This is a genomic window from Bacillus mojavensis, assembly GCF_012648005.1.
Classification (GTDB): domain Bacteria; phylum Bacillota; class Bacilli; order Bacillales; family Bacillaceae; genus Bacillus; species Bacillus mojavensis.
This window is the reverse complement of the sequence record NZ_CP051464.1, coordinates 1,600,507-1,620,805: the sequence shown is the minus strand read 5'-3', so window position 1 is coordinate 1,620,805 and position 20,299 is coordinate 1,600,507. Positions and strand designations below refer to the sequence as shown.

The 20,299-nt window shown below is 44.1% G+C and carries 17 protein-coding genes, 1 riboswitch and 1 other annotated feature; all 17 genes read right to left on the bottom strand.

Annotation, left to right across the window (positions count from 1 at the left end):
• Window positions 1-87: 87 nt before the first annotated feature.
• The 17 genes from ylyA to ftsA all read right to left on the bottom strand — a co-directional run bounded on the left by ylyA (window position 88) and on the right by ftsA (window position 20,259).
• Window positions 88-462 carry a sporulation-related RNA polymerase-binding protein YlyA gene (gene ylyA, locus HC660_RS08410; protein WP_010334180.1) on the bottom strand — a complete coding sequence of 125 codons (375 nt, stop codon included), beginning with the start codon at window positions 460-462 and terminating at the stop codon, window positions 88-90.
• Window positions 463-604: 142 nt separating this feature from the next.
• Complete coding sequence (ileS, locus tag HC660_RS08405) at window positions 605-3,370, bottom strand: isoleucine--tRNA ligase (protein WP_127695271.1); 2,766 nt, start codon at window positions 3,368-3,370, stop codon at window positions 605-607.
• Between the two features lie 51 nt (window positions 3,371-3,421).
• Window positions 3,422-3,649, bottom strand: a binding site (T-box leader).
• A gap of 62 nt (window positions 3,650-3,711) precedes the next feature.
• Entirely contained in the window at window positions 3,712-4,206 is a 495-nt protein-coding gene (gene divIVA / locus HC660_RS08400) for a septum site-determining protein DivIVA (protein ID WP_010334179.1), read from the bottom strand.
• Between the two features lie 94 nt (window positions 4,207-4,300).
• Window positions 4,301-5,074, bottom strand: coding sequence for a YlmH family RNA-binding protein (locus tag HC660_RS08395; RefSeq protein ID WP_010334178.1), 774 nt, complete (start codon window positions 5,072-5,074; stop codon window positions 4,301-4,303).
• A 60-nt stretch (window positions 5,075-5,134) separates the two neighbouring features.
• Window positions 5,135-5,407 (bottom strand): YggT family protein, encoded by a 273-nt coding sequence (locus HC660_RS08390; RefSeq protein WP_010334177.1) that lies wholly within the window; start codon window positions 5,405-5,407, stop codon window positions 5,135-5,137.
• 6 nt (window positions 5,408-5,413) lie between these two features.
• Entirely contained in the window at window positions 5,414-5,866 is a 453-nt protein-coding gene (gene sepF / locus HC660_RS08385) for a cell division protein SepF (RefSeq protein ID WP_024121333.1), read from the bottom strand.
• Entirely contained in the window at window positions 5,863-6,555 is a 693-nt protein-coding gene (locus HC660_RS08380) for a YggS family pyridoxal phosphate-dependent enzyme (protein ID WP_168747754.1), read from the bottom strand. Before HC660_RS08380 ends, sepF begins: the two co-directional genes overlap by 4 nt.
• A 6-nt stretch (window positions 6,556-6,561) precedes the next feature.
• Entirely contained in the window at window positions 6,562-7,398 is an 837-nt protein-coding gene (pgeF, locus tag HC660_RS08375) for a peptidoglycan editing factor PgeF (protein ID WP_168747752.1), read from the bottom strand.
• Between the two features lie 157 nt (window positions 7,399-7,555).
• Window positions 7,556-7,801 (bottom strand): YlmC/YmxH family sporulation protein, encoded by a 246-nt coding sequence (locus tag HC660_RS08370; RefSeq protein ID WP_010334173.1) that lies wholly within the window; start codon window positions 7,799-7,801, stop codon window positions 7,556-7,558.
• A gap of 83 nt (window positions 7,802-7,884) precedes the next feature.
• Window positions 7,885-9,165, bottom strand: a complete 1,281-nt coding sequence (locus tag HC660_RS08365) for an acetylornithine deacetylase (RefSeq protein WP_168747750.1) — start codon at window positions 9,163-9,165, stop codon at window positions 7,885-7,887.
• A gap of 89 nt (window positions 9,166-9,254) precedes the next feature.
• A riboswitch (TPP riboswitch) is annotated at window positions 9,255-9,357 on the bottom strand.
• An 8-nt stretch (window positions 9,358-9,365) separates the two neighbouring features.
• The gene (locus HC660_RS08360) at window positions 9,366-10,160 is read right to left on the bottom strand and encodes an ABC transporter ATP-binding protein (protein ID WP_168747748.1); all 795 of its coding nucleotides are present in this window, start codon (window positions 10,158-10,160) and stop codon (window positions 9,366-9,368) included.
• A 155-nt stretch (window positions 10,161-10,315) separates the two neighbouring features.
• Complete coding sequence (sigG, locus tag HC660_RS08355; RefSeq protein ID WP_010334169.1) at window positions 10,316-11,098, bottom strand: RNA polymerase sporulation sigma factor SigG; 783 nt, start codon at window positions 11,096-11,098, stop codon at window positions 10,316-10,318.
• A gap of 139 nt (window positions 11,099-11,237) precedes the next feature.
• Window positions 11,238-11,957 carry an RNA polymerase sporulation sigma factor SigE gene (sigE, locus tag HC660_RS08350; RefSeq protein ID WP_024121327.1) on the bottom strand — a complete coding sequence of 240 codons (720 nt, stop codon included), beginning with the start codon at window positions 11,955-11,957 and terminating at the stop codon, window positions 11,238-11,240.
• 62 nt (window positions 11,958-12,019) lie between these two features.
• Window positions 12,020-12,949: a sigma-E processing peptidase SpoIIGA gene (gene spoIIGA, locus HC660_RS08345; RefSeq protein WP_168749424.1), complete on the bottom strand. Its 930-nt coding sequence runs from the start codon at window positions 12,947-12,949 to the stop codon at window positions 12,020-12,022.
• A 195-nt stretch (window positions 12,950-13,144) separates the two neighbouring features.
• Window positions 13,145-17,449 carry a S8 family peptidase gene (locus HC660_RS08340; protein WP_168747746.1) on the bottom strand — a complete coding sequence of 1,435 codons (4,305 nt, stop codon included), beginning with the start codon at window positions 17,447-17,449 and terminating at the stop codon, window positions 13,145-13,147.
• Between the two features lie 306 nt (window positions 17,450-17,755).
• Window positions 17,756-18,904, bottom strand: a complete 1,149-nt coding sequence (ftsZ, locus tag HC660_RS08335; RefSeq protein ID WP_010334166.1) for a cell division protein FtsZ — start codon at window positions 18,902-18,904, stop codon at window positions 17,756-17,758.
• Window positions 18,905-18,939: 35 nt separating this feature from the next.
• Window positions 18,940-20,259, bottom strand: coding sequence for a cell division protein FtsA (gene ftsA / locus HC660_RS08330; protein WP_010334165.1), 1,320 nt, complete (start codon window positions 20,257-20,259; stop codon window positions 18,940-18,942).
• Window positions 20,260-20,299 lie beyond the last annotated feature (40 nt).

The following is a 20,299-nucleotide window of genomic DNA, read 5'->3' as shown; positions in this document are numbered from 1 at the left end:
ACTTTAATCCATTATGCATTTTATCAATAAAAAGCACAGGAGTAAAGAAATATCAGCCTCTGTACAGACTTAATTGGGAAGGCGCTGTTATTCATACAGCGCCTGATCATACTCAATATCAGTTGATTTCCACAGAGGAAGCGTTTTTTTTTCAAATTGGACCGAATACAGAAAATCGTTTGCTGTTCGCGCTGTCGGCAGCACCGCCAGCTTTGATAGAGGAATGGGAGACCCAGTTTCTTCACAATATCCGAATGTGCCGTCCTCAATTTTTGACAATGCGAGAAGAACGTCCTGAAGCTCTTCTTTAATATGATAGATCAGAGTTGCTTTTTGTTTATGATTGATTGCTGCCTGCGGGCTTGTTGAAACCTGAAAGCAAGAATACTCAAATAATCTCGACTGTAATTCTTCTTTCATCAGAAGAAGTTCCGTATAAATTGCGGTCAGTTGATCATTCATTCATCACAACTCCTGCTCTTAACGTAATACCTATATTGTTACCTGTGAATGATGATCTAAAGCCCATAAGATTTTTCCTGACATTCTAAACGATGTCACTCTTGGCACAAAAAAAGCCCGGCTTGTGCGCCGGGCTCTTTCATTAATTCTGATAATACTTTTCAACGATTTCAGCGTTGCGCAGTGACAGTGTAGGATATTTCGGGTTTGCACCTACATCTTTAGAAATCACACGGGATCTCTCACACATTTCGCCTTCAGCTTTCTCGACAGCGATTTTCCCTGTCTCAAAGCTTTGCGCATCGTTTGGCGCTTCATTTTCTTCACTGATGGTTAATTCAGAAACAATAAACAGCTGAGAAAGATTTTCTTTAATAGAAGCTAATAGCTCTTTGTTTTCTTTATTCGGATACAACTTCAGGCTTGCTTCCAATGATTTACCGATGATTTTTTCATTTCGCGCTGTTTCTAACGCTTTTAGCACATCATCACGAAGAGACATAAAACGGTCAAACTTATCTTCTGTCGCTTCGCTGTTTGGAACCGCAATCGTTTCCGGCATATCTGTCAGCTGAACGCTTTGCTCGTCAACAAATGTTAAGTGAGACCACAATTCGTCAGCAGTATGAGGCAGAATCGGCGCTGTAAGCTTCACTAATGCAAGCAGCGTTTCATAGAATACAGTCTGCATGCTGCGTCTATCCGGATGATCCGCATGCTCAATGTATACAATATCCTTAGCGAAATCCAGATAGAATGAGCTTAATTCAATTGTACAGAAATTGTGGATGCTGTGATACACAACCGCAAATTCGTACTCGTCATACGCTTTTTTCACTTTATCAATCAGTTTGTTTAGCTTAATCAGCATATACTGATCGACTTCACGAAGATCTTCCACAGCCACCGCATTTGTTTTTGGATCAAAATCGAATAGGTTGCCGTGAAGGAAACGGAACGTGTTGCGGATTTTACGGTATACTTCAGCAACCTGCTTCAGAATCGCATCAGAGACGCGAACATCCGCCTGGTAGTCAACAGAAGACACCCATAATCTCAAAATGTCGGCGCCAAGCTGTTTCATAACTTTTGCTGGAACCACAACGTTACCGATGGATTTACTCATTTTGCGTCCTTCTCCATCCAGTGCAAATCCATGGCTGAGCACACCTTTATATGGCGCTTTTCCTGTTACGGCTACTGCTGTTGATAGAGATGAGTTAAACCAGCCCCGGTATTGGTCAGAGCCTTCAAGGTATAAATCAGCCGGCCGAACGAGATCCTCGCGCTCTTCAAGCACCGCTTGGTGGGAAGAACCAGAATCAAACCAAACATCCATGATGTCCTGTTCTTTTGTAAATGTGCCGTTCGGGCTACCAGGATGCGTAAAGCCTTCCGGAAGAAGATCCTTCGCTTCTTTTTCAAACCAAATGTTCGAGCCATGTTTTCTAAACAATTCTGAAACGTGCTCAATCGTTTCATCTGTGATGATTGGCTCACCGTTTTCAGCATAAAATACCGGAATCGGCACACCCCATGCACGCTGTCTGGAAATACACCAGTCGCCGCGGTCACGCACCATATTGTGCAAACGCTGCTCGCCCCATTCAGGAACCCATTTGGTTTCTTTAATGGCATCCAGCAGGTCTGATCTGAAATCTTTAATAGACGCAAACCATTGCGCAGTTGCTCTGAAAATGGTTGGTTTCTTTGTTCTCCAATCGTGCGGATAGGAGTGTGTAATGAATTCAAGCTTCACGAGCGCGCCTTTTTCTTCGAGCTGCTGTGTGATCACTTTGTTTGCATCATCATAGAACATACCTTCAAAGCCAGGAGCTTCGCTTGTCATCACACCTTTTTCATCAACCGGACAAAGGACGTCTAAGCCGTATTTTTGGCCAATGATAAAGTCATCTTCCCCATGTCCCGGTGCTGTATGAACACAGCCTGTTCCGGCGTCAGTTGTCACGTGATCGCCAAGCATAACGAGTGAATCTCTGCCGTATAGCGGGTGTTCAGCGATAATATTTTCGAGATCTTTCCCTTTGATCGTTCTTGTCACTTCATACTGCTCAAAGCCGCATGCAGAAGCTACAGCTTCAACCAGTGCACTTGCTACAACAAAGCGATCATCACCGACTGCAATCACGCTGTATTCTAGATCAGGATGCACCGAAATGCCGAGGTTTGCAGGGATCGTCCAAGGCGTTGTTGTCCAAATGATGATGCGCTCACCGTTTTCAAGCACTCCTTTTCCGTCTTTCACGCCAAACGCGACGTAAATAGATGCTGAGCGTTTGTCTTGATATTCGATTTCCGCTTCAGCTAAAGCAGACTCACTTGAAGGTGACCAGTTAACCGGTTTAAGGCCTTTATAAATGTAGCCTCGTTTTGCCATCTCACCGAAAACGCGGATTTGCTGTGCTTCATATTCCGGTTTCAGTGTCACATATGGATTTTCCCAGTCACCGCGGACTCCGAGACGCTTGAACTGCTCACGCTGACCCTCAATTTGCTTCCATGCATATTCTTCGCATAGCTTGCGGAATTCAGCTACTGACATTTCTTTGCGGTTCACTTTTTTGTTTTTTGTAAGAGCTGTTTCAATCGGCAATCCATGTGTATCCCAGCCCGGTACATATGGTGCGTTGTACCCGCTCATTGATTTGTAGCGGACGATGAAGTCCTTTAAAATTTTGTTAAGCGCGTGGCCCATGTGGATATCGCCGTTTGCGTACGGAGGTCCGTCATGTAAAACAAATTTCGGGCGGTCCTTCGTCCGTTCCTGTACTAGACTGTAGATATCCTGCTCCTCCCATTTCTTTTGCATGTCAGGCTCACGGTTTGGCAAATTGCCTCGCATCGGAAAATCTGTTTTCGGCATTAAGAGCGTGTCTTTGTAATCCATTTTCATTCCTCCACCAATTTTTTCAGAAAATAAAAAAAGCCCTCTCATCCCATAAGGGACGAGAAAGCTTATCTCGCGGTACCACCCTTTTAGAAAAAGCCAGGCTTACGCTTTTTCCTCTCGAGCATCGTAACGTGATGAACGTCCTAACCTACTGTGAGTTCAGAAAGGAAACTTAAGGGCTGATCTACATGATTCCGGCCATCCCGGACTTTCACCATCTCCGGGTCGCTATAAAGGCATGATGGAAACATGACTGTCCCTTTCAACCGTCTTTTCATCTGAATTTATGAACGTATTATATTCGACAAGCTAAGAAAATGTCAAGGTAATCAGAGAATTTATTCCTTTTCCTCAAACACAGCGTCGACTTCATATTCGAGCAGATGATCCCAATCATCATTTTTCAGAAGATCAAGCTGCGCTTCGATCAGCATTTGGAAACGTGTTCTGAACACTTTAGACTGTTTTTTCAGTTCTTCGATTTCCATTGCGATTTTTCTTGATTTCGATAAAGACTCATTGATGATGCGGTCAGCGTTTTTCTCCGCTTCCCGAACAATCAGCTTTGCTTCCTTTTGAGAATTGCGCTTTACGTCCTCAGCTGCTTCTTGGGCAACCAGAATCGATTTATTCAGCGTTTCTTCAATGTTGGCAAAGTGCCCGATTCTTTCATCTAGCTCATTCACTTTCGCTTCAAGCTCTGTTTTTTTACGGAGAACAATTTCGTAATCTTTTCTGACTTGGCTCAGAAATTCATTTACCTCGTCTTCATCATATCCGCGAAAACTTTTTGTAAACGTCTTATTGTGAATATCATTCGGCGTTAATGGCATGATGCCACCTCCATTTTTTACATTTCAGTACGGTTATCTAGTTCACATTATAAAGCAAATTCAACACAGATGGAGAAAAAAACTGAAAAACCGACTATTTTTGTCGTTCAAACGTGACTCTCCACTTGTCTTTTTTGGTTTTCCCTTCGATTTTTGTCAGACTGCAGCGGCCAAAGCCCCTGATAGAGAGCATGTCCCCTTCAGCAACCTGGTAAGAAGGATCTTCAACAACCTTCCAGTTCACTTTTACAAGACCGTTTTTCACCAGCGTTTGTGATTTCTGGCGTGATTGCCTGCTCATAGAGGCGCAGACTGCGTCAAGCCTTAAAGAAGAAACGGTATCATCTCTTATTTCGACATCTAGTGCGGGAATTTTAAGGTCTGACAAGTCAATTTTCTCAAGCTTGACCGCGGCTTTTCCGGCTTGGGTAAGCTGAGCTGCAACAAAATCGGCTGTTTCAGCTGAGACAATGATTTGCACTGCCGTCTCTGAAAACACTAAATCTCCAAACTTTTGCCGCTTCAGGCCGATTCCCATTAATGAACCAAGAAGAGACCGGTGATCGACCGTCACAAATTTTTCAGCATAGCGGACGTCAAACGCCTGAAGCTCAAAATCTGATTCTTCCGGCGTGATATACTCAGGATATAAAATTGCCCGTTTTCGCTCCGCTCTGCCATAGCCGCCGCAAAAAGCCAGTCCTACATCTGCCTGTCCCGTGACAGCAGCGAGAATGACCTGTTCCCGGGGATCTAAAAAGTCGGTCAGCTTCATCCGGTACTGCTCCTGGACAATTCTTTTCCATTCGAGTGCCTGATCGATAAAGGCACGCTCGTCTTTTCTGAAGTGCTGATAAATATCGCTCATCGTCTTTCCCTTCTATGTAAAGAGGCTTGGCAGCAGCCAAGCCCCTATCAAACTGTCACCTTAAAAGGCAATCATGCGATAAAGCCCCCACAGGCCGGTTGTCGCAAACCGCAGCACGAGAATGGCTACGATTGGTGAAATATCCAGCATTGCAATTGGGGGGATAATTTTTCTGAATGGCTCGAGATATGGTTCACAGATCGAAGCTAAAAAACGTCCGACTCCTGTTTCCCTCGTACTCGGCACCCATGACATAAAAATATATATGATCAGGGCAAATGAGTATATTGTAATTAATAAGCTTAAAACCGAAAAAACTTGATAAAGGATCATCTCGCTTTACCACCTCTGATCGTCTTCAGATATGAGCTCAGAAATTGTGCCTGATACATCTACGTTGTCAGGCGTGCATAGGAAAATATCTGAACCAATTCTTTGGATATCGCCGCCAATGGCGTAAACGGTTCCGCTTAAGAAGTCAACAATCCGTTTCGCCTGGTCATGCTGTATCCGCTGAAGATTGACGACAACTGCCCGCCTGTTCTTCAGATGGTCGGCTATTTCCTGCGCCTCCGCATAAACGCGCGGCTCACTCAACACCACTTTAGAGGATTTCTGAACACTTTGCAAGCTTACCACGTTCTGTTTGGCTGCTGGTTTACCGGCATTATAAGCAGGTTTTTCTTTTTGTTCCTGTTCCTCATGAGAATCCCGCTCAGTTTCAATATATTCGTATTCGTATTCTTCTTCATCCATCGAGAAAAAGTTTTTCAGTTTATTTTTCATACTCATTGCTGTACACCCCCTGTTTCATTTCCGACTAACGATGAGCCGATTCTAATATAAGTAGCCCCTTCTTCAATCGCGATTTCAAAATCATTTGACATGCCCATCGACAGTTCTGTACATGGAGCGTTCGGCTGTTTCAGCTCTTGAACCTGATCACGAAGTTCTCTCAGCGCTCGGAAACAGCTTCTGATCTGATCTTGGTCATCAGTCAGAGGAGCCATAGTCATCAGTCCGGCCACAACGATGTGATCAAAGCCGGAAAGCTCCTGTATGAAGGGTATCACTTCTTCTTTTTTCATGCCGTGTTTAGAGGGCTCAAGCGAGGTATTGACCTGCACAAAGCATTGGACAGCACCTTCAGCCCGTTTTTCAATTTCTTTCGCTAATGAAAGCCGGTCCAGAGAGTGAATATAGGAAACAGAATTGACGACAGCTTTTACTTTTCTTGATTGAAGGCTGCCGATAAAATGCCATTCCACATTTCCTTTTATGATTTCCTGTTTGCGAAGCAGCTCGGCGTCCCGGTTCTCTCCGAGGCACGTGATGCCCGCATCGACCGCCTCCTGTGCTCTTTCTGGCGAGACATATTTTGTGACTGCAATAACCGTAACTTCATCGGAGCTGCGGCCCGATCTGTTACATGCTTCGTTTATTCGTTCGTTTATATGTCGTAAATGATCAACAACACGCAAGATCTTTTATGCCTCCTTCATTCCGATAAAGGACATCATCCGTCCTGTTTTCCCCTGATCGCGCCGGTGGGAAAAGAAAAGTGATGGCTCACTTTCCGTACATAAACCGCTGACAGAAATCTGCTCATTTGCCAAACCGCTGTCAATCAGTATGAGTCGATTCAGCTCTTTCAGATCAAGCTGATACTGCCCCTGCCCCGTCTGATTTACGGCACGCTCTGCTGAAAACGGCAATGCGCGGACAGCATTCATCACACGATCATCCACGGTATAGCACGCACCGCAGATAGACGGTCCGACAACAGCGTATATATCAGAAAGCTTCGAGCCCTCCTGTTCGGTCCATTGTTTCACCATTTCTCTGCCAATCTGTTTGACCGTGCCTTTCCATCCGGCATGAGCGACCCCGACAAGCGATTTCACCGGATCGAAAAAGAAAAGAGGCACACAATCAGCAAAGCATAATGCCAGGAATACATTTTTATCATTTGTATAGAGCCCGTCTGTTGCTTTAAAAGCTGATTGATACTCACGGGCGCCTTTGCCCCTGTCCCTCTGCGTCACTTTTTGGACGCGATTGTCGTGTGTCTGGTCAGCAAATACCCAAGACTGCAAATCAATATTAAACATATCGGCTATATATTCACGATTTTTAACCACATCTGCATCTTTGTCATGAACGTGCAATCCTGTATTTAACGACTCAAAAGGTTTTTGACTGACACCGCCGTTTTTCGTAGTAAATCCGGCAATGATTTCTGCATGATTTTGATTCGTTTGTTTCCAGTCTTGTATCATGAGTGTCGAGGGGGTGGTGAGACTGAATGGGTGATATGTATTCATGATGATCCAACCTTTCGACAAACATTTATAAGGCGTAATTTCCCACTTATTTTACCACATCTTTCTGCATTCGTTTAGCGCCGATTTGCATATTTCATAAATGAAATGTGCCGGAAGAGTTCAGACTTCCGGCATTTGACAATCAGCGGCAAAAAAGCTAAGCATGGGATTCACTTAATCGGACTAAAATGACATCTTCACCGATTTTAACTATATTTCGCCAAGGAATGACCATTTCCTCTTCCTTTCCAAAAAAACCGAGAACTTTTCCATTTCCCCCTAGTATAATCGCCTGAATTTTTCCTGTAGTGACATTGATATCAATATCTCCGATGCTCCCCAATTTTTTTCCGTTAGAGACATTGACGACGTCTTTCACCTGAAATTCTGAAATGCTGATCATCCCATCACGTCCTTTTTTTGGTCCTTTTTTCTAGTATATGAACGGGCGGGCTGAACCTTGTCAGCAAGGAGAAATTTTCATGATCATTGTTCTTTTTTACGGCTGCACCATCTAAGGATGAATGTGAGCATGATTTTCGTATAATCTACGAGCTGCTCAATCGATACCTCCTCATTAACGGAATGAGCATTATATAAATTGCCAGGTCCGTAGATCACGCTTGGGATACCGGCATTATAAAGCCATCCGCCATCGGTTACGGTCTGAGAGACGTCAACGACCGGGCGTTCGCGTTTGATTTCCTCGTGTGACGCTGTAAGGGCTAAAACGCCAGGATGAGCCGGATCAACTTCCAAGGCCGGAAAAATTTCTCCTCTATCCTCAATCATTGAAGAGCCTCCCCATTTAAAGACAGGACGGTTTTCCCTCAGCCAAATATCACTATCACTCAGCCGGTTGATGTAATCTTCTATTTCCGCTGCCACTTGTTCATGCGTTTCATTCGGGTAAAAATGGACTGTGATCCACAGCCGGCACTCATCCGCTATAAAGGCCGCATGTCTGCCTCCTTCTATAACAGCGGGATTAATTGTGTTTGTACCGGGTGCAAAGCCGGGATAACGTTTCATAATGGCCCAATGGCGCTCAAGCTCACCGAGTCCAGAAATGATTTTTGCCATTTTTTCGATCGCGCTCGCCCCGAATGTTCCTCCGCCAGCGTGGATCATATTGCGTCTTGTTCCATCGTGAAACGTTTGACTGCTTTTGATTTCGATCCAGCCTGTAATCACTCCGCCTTGACCTTGAATATGCATATCGCTCGTATCCGCCACAACTGCAAAGTCTGCGTGATAGCCCTTTTTGCAGCATTCAAGCGTGCCGGCCTCTCCGACCTCCTCCCCGATGACCGATTGCAGAATCAAATCGCCCGGGAGCTCAATGCCTGCTTCACGAATCAGCTTTACAGCAAACAGCACACAGGCCATTCCGCCTTTCATATCTGAGGCGCCCCGGCCGATTAAGAAACCGTTTTTCTCAATAGGACAAAACGGCTCATGCACCCATTCCTCGTCCTCTCTTACCTCTGCCACATCGACATGCCCATTGATGATTAAACTTTGATAGGCTGCTGTATTTGTTCCCTTTAAAACACCCACAACATTGGGATCTCCAGGATAAACGTCCCATTTGTCGATGAAAAATCCCCGTTCACGCAAAAACTGCGCAATCCATGTTTGGATGCTGTCTGTATTTCTCGCAGGCGGCGCCGGTGTTTTAAAAGAAATCAGCGTTTTCGCAAGCCCAATGAGCTCGTCCTTTTGTTCTTCCGCTTTTTTTAGTAAAGATTCTACTTGATCAATCATGTTATCCGCTCCTATTTTTAATAGAAAAAAGCCGTTTCATATTCATGAAACGGCTTAATAAAGAAAGCAGAGTGCAAGCTGCTGCATTCTCCGCTTTTTCACCGCTTCCCTCCGCTGGTATGATCCAGATCAGGTCAATAAGGGTTGAGACAAGCGTCTCTCTCAGCTTCTAAAGCACCCCTAGGATGAATCGTATGTCGTTATGCATTTGTTACCGTCTCAGCTCTTGTTAAAAACGGACGATCCTGATTCCATAATACACGGATCGGCGTATCAAAAAAAGAAGAAAGTGATTCGTCTGTCAGCATGTCTTTCATTTGTCCTGATCTAAAGACTTCTCCCTTTTTTAACAAGAGGGCTTTATCAAAAATCGGCAAAATTTCTTCCGCATGATGCGTAACATAAAGAATAGACGGCGCATTTTCCCTGCTTGCAATATGTGTAATCGTATCTAACAGTTTTTCCCGGGCAATAAAATCAAGTCCTGTAACTGGTTCGTCCAGTATAAGCAGCTCCGGATCAGCCATTAGCGCTCTTGCAATTAAAGCTCTTTGTTTCTCTCCTTGAGAAAGAGTTTCATAGCGGCGGTCAGCATAATCGATGGCTCCTAAGTCCTCGAGCAGGGCAATCGCTTTTTCTCTGATATCCGCACTTGGAGTTTCATACAAGCCAATTGAAGCATATGCCCCGCTCAGAGCAATTTCAAAAGCTGAATCTGCCGGATACAATTTTTGCTGAAGACCCGCTGAGACAAGGCCGATTTTTCGCCTGAGTTTATCTCCCAGCTCCGTTTTTCCGAATACATGACCAAGCACCTGCATCTCGCCTGTTGTCGGAAAATAGTAAGAGCATAGCATATTTAACAGCGCGGTCTTCCCTGCTCCGTTTAATCCGTAAAGCACCCAGTTCTCCTTTTCTTCTACTTTCCAATGAATATCCTTTAGTATCCATTTTCCATTCCGTCTTAGTGAGACATTGTCAAGCTGCAAAATCATTGTGGTCCTCCTCTTTCCAAATCAAAGAATTGTTTTAATTTTCACAAAACTTTGTACGGACTAGGATACCTTACTTTTTCGAAAACGTAAACCGCTCGTTCTAAATAGAAAAGCCTTTAAAACAATTTCTGTTTTAAAGGCTTTCCGCGTCCATGCTATTGATGAATATTCTTATTCATTTGTTTGATTGCTGCCTTTTCCAGTCTGGACACCTGTGCTTGAGAAATCCCGATTTCTTCGGCTACTTCCATTTGCGTTTTTCCTTGGAAGAACCGTTTTCTTAAAATCATTTTTTCCCTCTCGTTCAGCCTTCTCATGCCCTCTTTCAAAGCCAGCTCTTCAATCCATTGTGTATCTTTGTTGCGTTCATCACTGATTTGATCCATGACATAAATCGGATCTCCGCCGTCATTGTAGATCGGTTCAAAAAGAGATACCGGATCTTGAATGGCGTCGAGTGCAAACACGATTTCTTCGTGCGGTACTTCAAGAACTTTGGCGATATCCTCTGCCGTCGGCTCCTTGCTTGTCTCACTGATTAACCGTTCTCTTACCTGGAGTGCCTTATATGCGATATCCCTGAGTGATCTCGAGACTCGTATCGGGTTATTATCGCGCAAATACCTGCGGATCTCTCCGATAATCATAGGTACAGCGTATGTTGAAAACTTAACATTGTGGCTTAGATCAAAATTATCAATGGATTTCATTAGTCCGATGCAGCCGACTTGAAATAAGTCATCAACATACTCCCCTCTGTTATTAAATCTTTGAATGACACTTAAGACAAGACGCAAGTTCCCGTTTACAAGCTTTTCTCTGGCTGAATCATCACCTTCGTCCTGCAATTGCCTAAACAGCTTTCTCATCTCTTCATTCTTGAGTACGGGTAATTTGGACGTATCCACCCCGCAGATTTCGACTTTATTTCTCGACACTTTTTTCCCTCCCTACAGGAGCTGCTGTACAACGTTAAGTATCTCCTCGGGTGGGAAAAATATGCACTGTACTCAGACCGAAAAATAGTCATAATTGGGAAATCCTTGTAGAATCAAGGGATTAACCCGCAAAAATTTTTTACACCATTTTGTTGAATTCTTTTCGCAATCTTTTAATGATTCGTTTTTCCAGACGGGAAATATAGGATTGAGAAATCCCCATCATATCCGCAACATCCTTTTGGGTTTTTTCCTCTTCGCCGACAAGCCCGAAACGAAGTTCCATGATTTGTTTCTCCCTCTCATTTAACTGTTCGAGCGCTTTTTTTAGAAGCTTTTTATCCACGTTTGCTTCAATGTCCTTTGTAATGATATCATCATCCGTGCCCAGCACATCAGAAAGCAGAAGCTCATTGCCGTCCCAATCAATATTAAGCGGTTCATCGAAAGATACTTCTGAACGGATTTTGTTGTTTCTCCTTAAATACATCAGGATTTCATTCTCGATACAGCGAGAGGCATATGTAGCCAGTTTGATTTTCTTTTCCGGATTGAAGGTATTCACAGCCTTGATTAATCCAATGGTGCCGATGCTGATTAAATCTTCAATATTAATTCCCGTGTTTTCAAATTTCCGGGCGATATAGACGACCAGCCGCAGGTTGCGTTCGATCAAAATAGCGCGGGCCGCCTGGTCACCGCTTGGGAGCTTCATTAATAGAACCTGCTCCTCGTCTTTTGATAATGGCGGCGGCAAAGCTTCACTTCCGCCTATGTAATACACTTCATCGCTTTTCAAGCCCAGTTTCATCAGCAGCTTATACCAGAGGTGCGTCAACCGCAATTTAAGTTTTTTCATCTTCCTCTCCCTTCTAAATGTCACGCCTTATGAGTATGATAAGTAACGGACATTTGCGAACATTAGGATACGTGCTTAATGGCTTTTCCTGACAGCATTTTCGGATGAATAATCGCGTCAAAATCTCCATCTGCCGACAGCTTTGACGTACTGATGCCAATTAAGCATTTATCCGCGGAAATCATTTCATCTTTTGTCATAATCGTTACATGATCCGGTTTGATACATAATAAGAATTGATGCTGCTGGCCTACTCCCCGGTATGGGATCAGCCTCATTTTATCTAAAAAACGAAACGAATCATCAAGCTGTTCAATCGCTTCCATCGGGTCTGCATTTCGAATAATCATCGTATCAGCCTCTCCGAAAATCGGTTCAAGCTTATCAATGTGAATTATCATGACCGGCGTTTTTGTGAGCGGGTCGTACAGCTGGTTGCCTGAATCCACCAGGCCTCTTGCGTGCAGTGTTTGGCCGCCCAGGTCCGCCTGTACCCTGACTCGTTCCTCATATTGAATGTTTTTTGTTTCAATATCTTCGATTCTTCTCTTGGAAAAAAACCATAACGCGGGAAAGCCAGCCACGATAAACATCCAGCTGATCGGGTCCCCAAATCCGGTTTGATTGGTGATCATGACACCGTTACTGACAATAGAGTTTGACTGCAGCAATGAGTGTGCTCCGATTATTCCTCCTCCCATTAGAAAAGTAGCAAAATAAAAGGAAAACAAATTTTGAAAGAAATAACGAAACCTCTTAAAACCGAATGTTACGAGTACAATGACAACCGAAAAAGCGAGCTTTCCGGCCGGGTTCTCAACGATCGGCGAGAAAGGAGTAAACATCAAAAGGACAATACTTGAACCGATAAACGCGCCGCCTATCAATCTTCTTTTTTTCACATGGCGTTTTAAAATAAATGCCGTCAGTAAAAGCAACAGTGCGTCAAAACAAAAGTTTAACAGCCAAATGACATCTAAATAGATTTTCACACCTGACCCCTTTCTTTCTTGCATCACGCTGTTCCCCTTCTTGTTTCATAAGTATAAAGCAAGCTCTGTGGGAAAGTCTGTCAATTAATGTTGAGAGGCCCATACAATTTTTCAGGGATAACTGCTTAATTTGTCGAGGGAATGAATGCGAGTATATAGAAAAAAAGCTGCCAAGGGCGGCAGCTTTTTTTACACTTACTTTTCAGTATTGATATATAGTTTTCCATTCGCTGTTTTTCTAGTTTCATTGCCGTAATTGTCTCGAACGATAACCTCTACTTTCGCTCCATTTGCTTTAATAGAAGATGTTGCTGTCCAATAGCCTTCATATCGTCCCGGAGATATTTCCCTTAACGGCAGCTCGGTAGCGTTTTGTACATTCGCTCTTGCATTTGTGAGCGGAAGACGAATGACAAACGTTGCATCTGCCCCTTTCGTGCTTGAAAAAGCGATTTTGACCGATTCACCGGCTTTTAAGATTTTGTCCTCGCCAGGAATTAGTCCGTTAATAACTGGCTTGTCAAAATTCACATCGACGACTGCTTTTTTCGTCGTCTTGTTGCCTGCTAAGTCAGAGGCTGTCACCTTTACTTCGTTGCTTCCGTTTTCCAATAGGATACGGGCGGAGTAGGAACCGTCTGTGACTGTTGCTTTTTTGCCATTAACCTTTACTTCTTTCAAGTTGTCATCTGAAACAGTGCCTTTAACAGTCAGCGCTTCTTTATTGATTTTCTCGCCATCCTTTGGATTGTCGAGCGTCAGTTCAGGCTTGTCTTGATCAAGTGTGACCGTAACAGGACTTGAAGCATCTGTCGTTCCGGAGTCTGTTGATGCAGCCGCTGTCAGCTTGTTTTCCCCTTTGCTGAGTGAAACCCCTGCCTCGAACGTGCCATCTGCGGCAGTTTTCGTTTCTCCTGCTTCTTTATCACCATTATAAAGGGTTATAGTCGTCCCGGGAGATGCCTTTCCTTTTACAGTGACGCTCTCCTTATTGGTATATGATTGGTCTGCAGGAGAAGTAATGTCAGGTACGGCAGCTTCATAATCGACTAATGCACGAATCATATAGTTGCCGTCTTCTTTATCCCCTTTTTGCCATGTTCCGTCAACATACTGCCAGTTGCGATCTGAGTACTGCCCGGTTTCATCCATTGCCAAGCCTGGTGAATATGGATCAGGTTTTGACTGGATATAGACAAGATAAAAGTCTTTACCGACCATAATCCCCTTCGAGCTGAGATCTACTTTCGTCCATTCGCCATTACGAAGAGCTTCAGCTTGATATGGTCCCGCAATTTTTTTGCCGGGTGCTCCATCTTTCCCTGTCGCATCGTAAACCTCGACCTTAAACTCTGTGCCGCCAGGATCAGGGAACTCCGTATCCCAGAATCTGAATAGCCCTCCTGTCAGCATGCCTTTTTCCTTGCCGTCAGCCAGTGACATTTTCACCGCCCATCCGTTTCCGGCTGCAAAATAGGAATTTGCATTCTCCGCTGTTCCGTCATCGTATCCGATCTCGCCTGGATAACCGACGAAAGGCTTTAGCACAGTTTCTTTTGTGATATCACCTTTTAATTCAACGGAAAATTCATCGCTGTAATAGCCCGGCGCAGCTACTTTAACGGTGTAAGAGCCCTCATAGGCCTCAAGTGTATATTCTCCTTTGTCGTTTGTAGTTGCCGGTTCAACCGCGGCATCCTCAATAACATAGACGGAAGCCCCTTTTACAGGCTTTCCTGTTGTTTTATTGATGACAGTGCCTTTTAATGTGCCTTTCTTTAGTTCTTCTAACGTAAAATTAGCTTGGGTTGTCTGATCTGCCTGCAAAGACACTTTTTGCGTTTTCGATTGATAGCCATAAGCTTCTGCCATAAGCGTATAGTCTCCTGCTTTATGCGTCAGCTTGTACTGTCCGGTTGATTGATCTGAATAGGTTGATTTTCCTGTTTCAATCACACTGACCTGTGCTCTTAGCGGCAATGCTTGCGGCTGCATATCAGCGCTATGTTCTGTTTTGACTGTATGTGTTGAAGGCTTAGCCTTTTTTGGATTAACCGCTTTTTTCTTTTGCTTTTCTGCCGTTTTTTGTACGCCCAGCTTATTCTTTTTAGCTGTTTTTCCGGCAGATTTGTCTGAAAGCTGAACATCATCAATGTACCAGCCCTCTTTCGCAATGCTTTCATCAGACTGAAGGTTGAACATCACTCGAATGTTTTGGCCTTTGTATGCGGATAAATTAATTTCTTCGTTGATCCAGTTTGAAGTCTTTCCATTATAGACCCCAGCCTGCTCCCAATTCGTTTCGCCTTCCGGTAAAACAAAAACGTAGCCGTAATCAAAATCACTTTCCAGGTTGTGCCAGCTCTTGAATTGAAGAAACAGGTTCCCTGAATCCGGCACATCAATTGGAGGCATAGTGAGATTCATATTCGCTCCATTGGCATAATTTCCAGTCAGGTTTGTCCCATATACTTTTTCTCCTGATGCAGCTGCATGAGGTCCTGATTCCGGAACTCCCCACTCCCAGTTATTGTTTGTTCCGCTCAAAAGCCAGCCGCCTGGTTCTGTTTCAAAATCCTGCTTGTATCCAGTAGTGATGCTAGGTTTTACGGTTACATCATATATGTCAGACTCAACAACATGGCCGCCAAAATCCTGAATGATCCACTTATAGCTTAATGCGGTCCCCTTTATACTTGGGATTTCCGCCTGGTACGTCCCCTTCAAATGATCTCCGCTGATTCGTTTCGCATTGACCTCTTTCCATTCGCCTTGATCCAGCTTATAGGCCAATTTAACGGAAGTCACACTCACATTGTCTTCAGCTGTCAAGGTAAGCGGAAGGCTGGCACCTTCATAAGCTTCATTTACTTTCTCATGCTGATAGACAGGCAGCTCCTCATCTTCCCCATCGACAGAAACTTGCCCTTCTGCTTTTCCTAAACCGTCTGTAACGGCTGATACAGCGTCAAAAGCATTAACCAAACCATGACCGTATCCGTTATTCGGAGAGTCAGGGAATGTAGAGTCCGTTAATGGCTCAGCCGTGCTTGTCAATATATCCTCCATCTCATCGACAGAAAGTGAGGCGTCTGCCTGCTTCAACAACGCGGCAACAGCAGAAACATGCGGTCCTGCCATCGATGTGCCATCCCATCCGTCTTCATATGTCTGGCCAGGAACTGAAGACCGGATGTTTACGCCTGGAGCAGAAATTTCCGGCTTTGTTTCATCGTATGGCGACGGTCCCTGGAGTGAAAAATCGCCAAGCTTTTTGTTAATATCAGTCGCTCCGGTCGCAAATGCTTCCGGATAATTGGCAGGATTAGCGATAGAACCAGGTCCTCCCGGGTTAAAGAGATCAGCATTTCCCGCAGAGAATTCCGGGAAAATGTCGGCCGCCCGCCAGGCATTGACCATATCCCTGTACCATTCATCAAGGCCGGAGCCCCCGCCCCAAGAATTATTGACGACATCCGGAGCCATTTCCGGGTGAGGATTGCCCTCTGCGTCTTTTGGAGCTAAAATCCATTCACCGGCCTCCAAAATGTCAGCGTCTGTCCCGCCATCTTCTGAAAACGCCTTAACGGCAATCCATTTTGCGCCAGGTGCGACACCAATTTGATTCGTGCCATCAGGCTCAGAACCAACCATTGTACCTGTTACGTGAGTGCCATGAGCAAGATCATCATAAGGACTTGACTCGCCCGCTACAGCATCAAACCAGTTCATGTTATTATCAGGCTCATTCGGGCTTTCCGGATTAAACCCGCGATATTTTTCTTTTAATGCAGGGTGTTCCCATTCAACCCCTGTATCAATTGAGGCGACAACCGTACCCGTTCCGTCATATCCAAGCTCCCAAGCCTTCGGTGCATCTATTTGGTTTATATTCCATTCTACGCCGTCAGTCGCTTTTATCGCTTTTTGCGCTTTTTTCATATTGAATGGGGAGGCGGATGACTTAAAAAGCTGCCGTTTTTCATTTGGAAGCACCTTTTCTACTTCAGGAAACTGGGCCACTTTCTCCATGACCTCTTTTGAAGCATGTACTGCAATTCCATTTACCACATAATAGGAATGAATATCATCGGCATTCCCTTTATTTTTCTGGCTGTTTAAATATTTCAAGACGTCCTTCTGAGCTTCATCAGCTGTCACTTTTAACGAAGACACAACGGCGGAACGCTTTTGATATTCCGTTTTAGCAGCGGTCATCTTTTTAGATTTCGCTCTTTTGACAGCTGATTTTGCCGCTTTTTGAGTGTCAGCTTGATCTTTAAATTTGATCAGAAAGGTAGTTTTTTCTTCTTTTTTAAAGCTTTTCTTTAATGAGCTGGATATCTTATTTTGAATCGTCTCTGAAGATTGAAGCTCCTGTTTTACAGAAGAAGCGGCTCCTTTGCTGCTTGCCACGGCTGCACCCGGAAACAGCAGTGAACTGACGACAACTGTACTCAAAACAGAACTGATCAGTCTGTTTTTCATCTTTTTCCTCATTTTTTATCCCCCTTTTTTAAACCACTTTGTAAAAAAATGTCGTCCCTCCTTTAAAGTTCAATTTGTTTGTCAAAACTTCGCTGTATGTTAACTGTAGACAATCTCAATTACAGATATTGTCGTTTCCTGTCATTCCATTTCCATATAAATGAAAATGATTAGATGGTCATGAAATATCGGTAGGTATAATAGGTTGATTTGTTGATCTGTGTAGGAAGACATAGTTCAAAAGACATGATAGATGGATGGAAATGATTGAGGAAAAAATAAAAAAGGACAAAATCGAAAACGATTTTGTCCTTTCAATTAGCCGCGTTTATTGCGGTTTCTTAAAAATGTCGGGATATCAAGCGTATCGTCAGCCGGCTGTGAGGTTTGGCGGCTGACTGTGTTTTGATGCTGCGGTTCCTCTCGTTTCGGCTCACGTTTTGGAACACTCTGATTATGTGATTTGATATTCTGGTTTAATGATGGACGCTGGGGTTTCGTAACATCTTTCTCCTGTTCGATAAAACCAGTGGCGATCACAGTAACCACAATCTCGTCTTTAAGATTTTCGTTAATAACAGAACCGAAAATCATGTTTACATCCTGGTCAGATGCAGAAGCGACAATATCTGCTGCTTCCTGAACTTCATATAGGCTCAGATTTGTTCCGCCAGTAATGTTCATTAAGACGCCTTGCGCGCCGTCAATTGCTGCTTCAAGAAGCGGACTGGAAATGGCTTTTTTCGCAGCTTCTGCAGCACGGTTTTCCCCAGTCGCAATACCAATACCCATCAAAGCAGATCCTTTGTTAGACATGATCGTTTTCACATCAGCAAAGTCTAAGTTAATGAGACCAGGAGTAGCGATCAGGTCAGAAATACCTTGAACCCCTTGACGGAGTACGTTATCAGCTTCACGGAATGCTTCAAGCATCGGCGTGTTTTTATCAACAATTTCCAAAATACGGTCGTTCGGAATCACAATCAGTGTGTCCACCGCTTCTTTCATTGCAGAAATTCCGCCCGCCGCCTGCAGCTGTCTCTTACGGCCTTCGAACGTAAACGGTCTTGTAACGACCCCGACTGTTAATGCTCCTAAATCTTTTGCGATTTGCGCAATAACCGGTGCGGCACCTGTTCCTGTTCCGCCTCCCATACCAGCTGTTACGAATACCATGTCAGCGCCTTTTAGCGCTTCTTCAATCTGCTCCTTGCTTTCCTCTGCGGCTTTTTTACCGACTTCCGGATTCGCACCTGCTCCCAATCCTCTAGTCAGCTTTGCGCCGATTTGCATTTTCACTTCCGCTTTTGACAGGTTAAGAGCTTGAGCGTCCGTATTTACCGCGATGTACTCTACTCCTTGCACTTCATTCTCAATCATTCGGTTGACCGCGTTGTTACCGCCGCCTCCTACTCCGATTACTTTAATTGATGCTAAGCCGTCTATGTTTGTTTCGAACTCCAACATGCTAAATCCTCCTAATCTGCCGAATGACTATCTATCTATTCCCAAAACATGCTTAATAGTTTTTTCATTTTGCTCTGTTTGTTATGTTCGGCTTGTGTTTTTTGTTTTCCTTTTGGCCGTTGCTGCATCTCATTTTGGTGATGATGCTCTTCTTCCTCTGCTGATGAGACTGCAATTTCCTGTATCGCTTCTTCAGGCATCTTGAAGCCAATTTTTCTGCCTTGAATTCTAGCATTCCGGCAGGCAAATTGAATCATGCCAACTCCCGTCATATACTGAGGATCTCTTACACCGATATAATTCGGGCTCGCCACTCTGACATTGTTTTGCAGCACATCCTGCGCCAGTGACATGACACCAGGCATCGCTGCTTGTCCCCCTGTCAGCACGAAGCCTCCCGGCAGATCGCTAATTCCCATATTGCGAAGTTCTTCTGAAGCAATCTCAAGGATTTCTTCGACTCTTGCTTCAATGATATTCGCTGCTTCCTGCTGTGTAAATGTTTGTTTTTGATTGGTGCCTATAACGGTTACCTCAAATACTTCATCTTCTGAAGCCTCGTTATAGTAGGCATGTCCAAATTGTTTTTTCACACGTTCCGCTTCTTCTGTGGACGTTCTCAATCCGATGGAGATATCTTTGGTGATATTTTCGCCTCCGAGAGGAATGACACGGGTAGAAGTCAGGTGTCCGTTCTGGAATACGGCAATGGTGGTTGACCCTCCGCCTATATCAATGAGAGCCACACCGAGATTTTTCTCATCCTTTGACAAAGCAGCAGAACCGGCTGCCAGCGGCTGTAGACAAATATCAGTTATTTCAACACCGGCTCTTTCAACGCAGCGAAGCAAGTTATGTAATATTGTTTTTGAACCGGTGATCAGTGTGCCCTCTACTTCTAAACGCACACCAAGCATTTTTTTCGGGTCGGTAATTTCATCTCTTCCATCAACGATAAATTGTTTAGGAATGACGTCGACTATCAGCTGTTCATGCGGTATTGAAACAACCTGGGCCGCTTCCATGACGCGGCGGACATCTTCTACTTGAATTTCTTTATTTTCACTAGAAACTGCTACAACACCGTTTGTATCTTGAATATTGATATAATTTCCATTAACGCCGACAATAGCTTTTCTAAGCGGAAAACCTACCATTCTTTCAGCTTGGTCAAACGCTTTTCTTATAGAATGAACGGTCTCATCTATATCAACGATTGAGCCTTTTTTCAACCCTTCAGACGGTACATTTCCCACACCGATAATATTAAGGGAATCATCTGTCATTTCTCCGACGATCACTTTTGTATTGGACGTACCGATGTCAAGACTGACGTAAAGTTCATTGTTGTTCATTCTATGGCACCTCCTCACATTTCGATCATTTCTATTCTAT

Bases quoted from the DNA above. Each gene is read 5' to 3' on its own strand.
- HC660_RS08395 (WP_010334178.1), bottom strand. From the start codon at position 5,074: ATGAGCGATATTTATCAGCACTTCAGAAAAGACGAGCGTGCCTTTATC.
- HC660_RS08390 (WP_010334177.1), bottom strand. From the start codon at position 5,407: ATGATCCTTTATCAAGTTTTTTCGGTTTTAAGCTTATTAATTACAATA.
- HC660_RS08365 (WP_168747750.1), bottom strand. From the start codon at position 9,165: ATGATTGATCAAGTAGAATCTTTACTAAAAAAAGCGGAAGAACAAAAG.
- ftsA (WP_010334165.1), bottom strand. From the start codon at position 20,259: ATGAACAACAATGAACTTTACGTCAGTCTTGACATCGGTACGTCCAAT.
- sigE (WP_024121327.1), bottom strand. From the start codon at position 11,957: ATGAAAAAACTTAAATTGCGGTTGACGCACCTCTGGTATAAGCTGCTG.
- HC660_RS08340 (WP_168747746.1), bottom strand. From the start codon at position 17,449: ATGAGGAAAAAGATGAAAAACAGACTGATCAGTTCTGTTTTGAGTACA.
- sepF (WP_024121333.1), bottom strand. From the start codon at position 5,866: ATGAGTATGAAAAATAAACTGAAAAACTTTTTCTCGATGGATGAAGAA.
- ileS (WP_127695271.1), bottom strand. From the start codon at position 3,370: ATGGATTACAAAGACACGCTCTTAATGCCGAAAACAGATTTTCCGATG.
- divIVA (WP_010334179.1), bottom strand. From the start codon at position 4,206: ATGCCATTAACGCCGAATGATATTCACAATAAGACGTTTACAAAAAGT.
- ftsZ (WP_010334166.1), bottom strand. From the start codon at position 18,904: ATGTTGGAGTTCGAAACAAACATAGACGGCTTAGCATCAATTAAAGTA.
- HC660_RS08360 (WP_168747748.1), bottom strand. From the start codon at position 10,160: ATGATTTTGCAGCTTGACAATGTCTCACTAAGACGGAATGGAAAATGG.
- ylyA (WP_010334180.1), bottom strand. From the start codon at position 462: ATGAATGATCAACTGACCGCAATTTATACGGAACTTCTTCTGATGAAA.
- pgeF (WP_168747752.1), bottom strand. From the start codon at position 7,398: ATGAATACATATCACCCATTCAGTCTCACCACCCCCTCGACACTCATG.
- HC660_RS08370 (WP_010334173.1), bottom strand. From the start codon at position 7,801: ATGATCAGCATTTCAGAATTTCAGGTGAAAGACGTCGTCAATGTCTCT.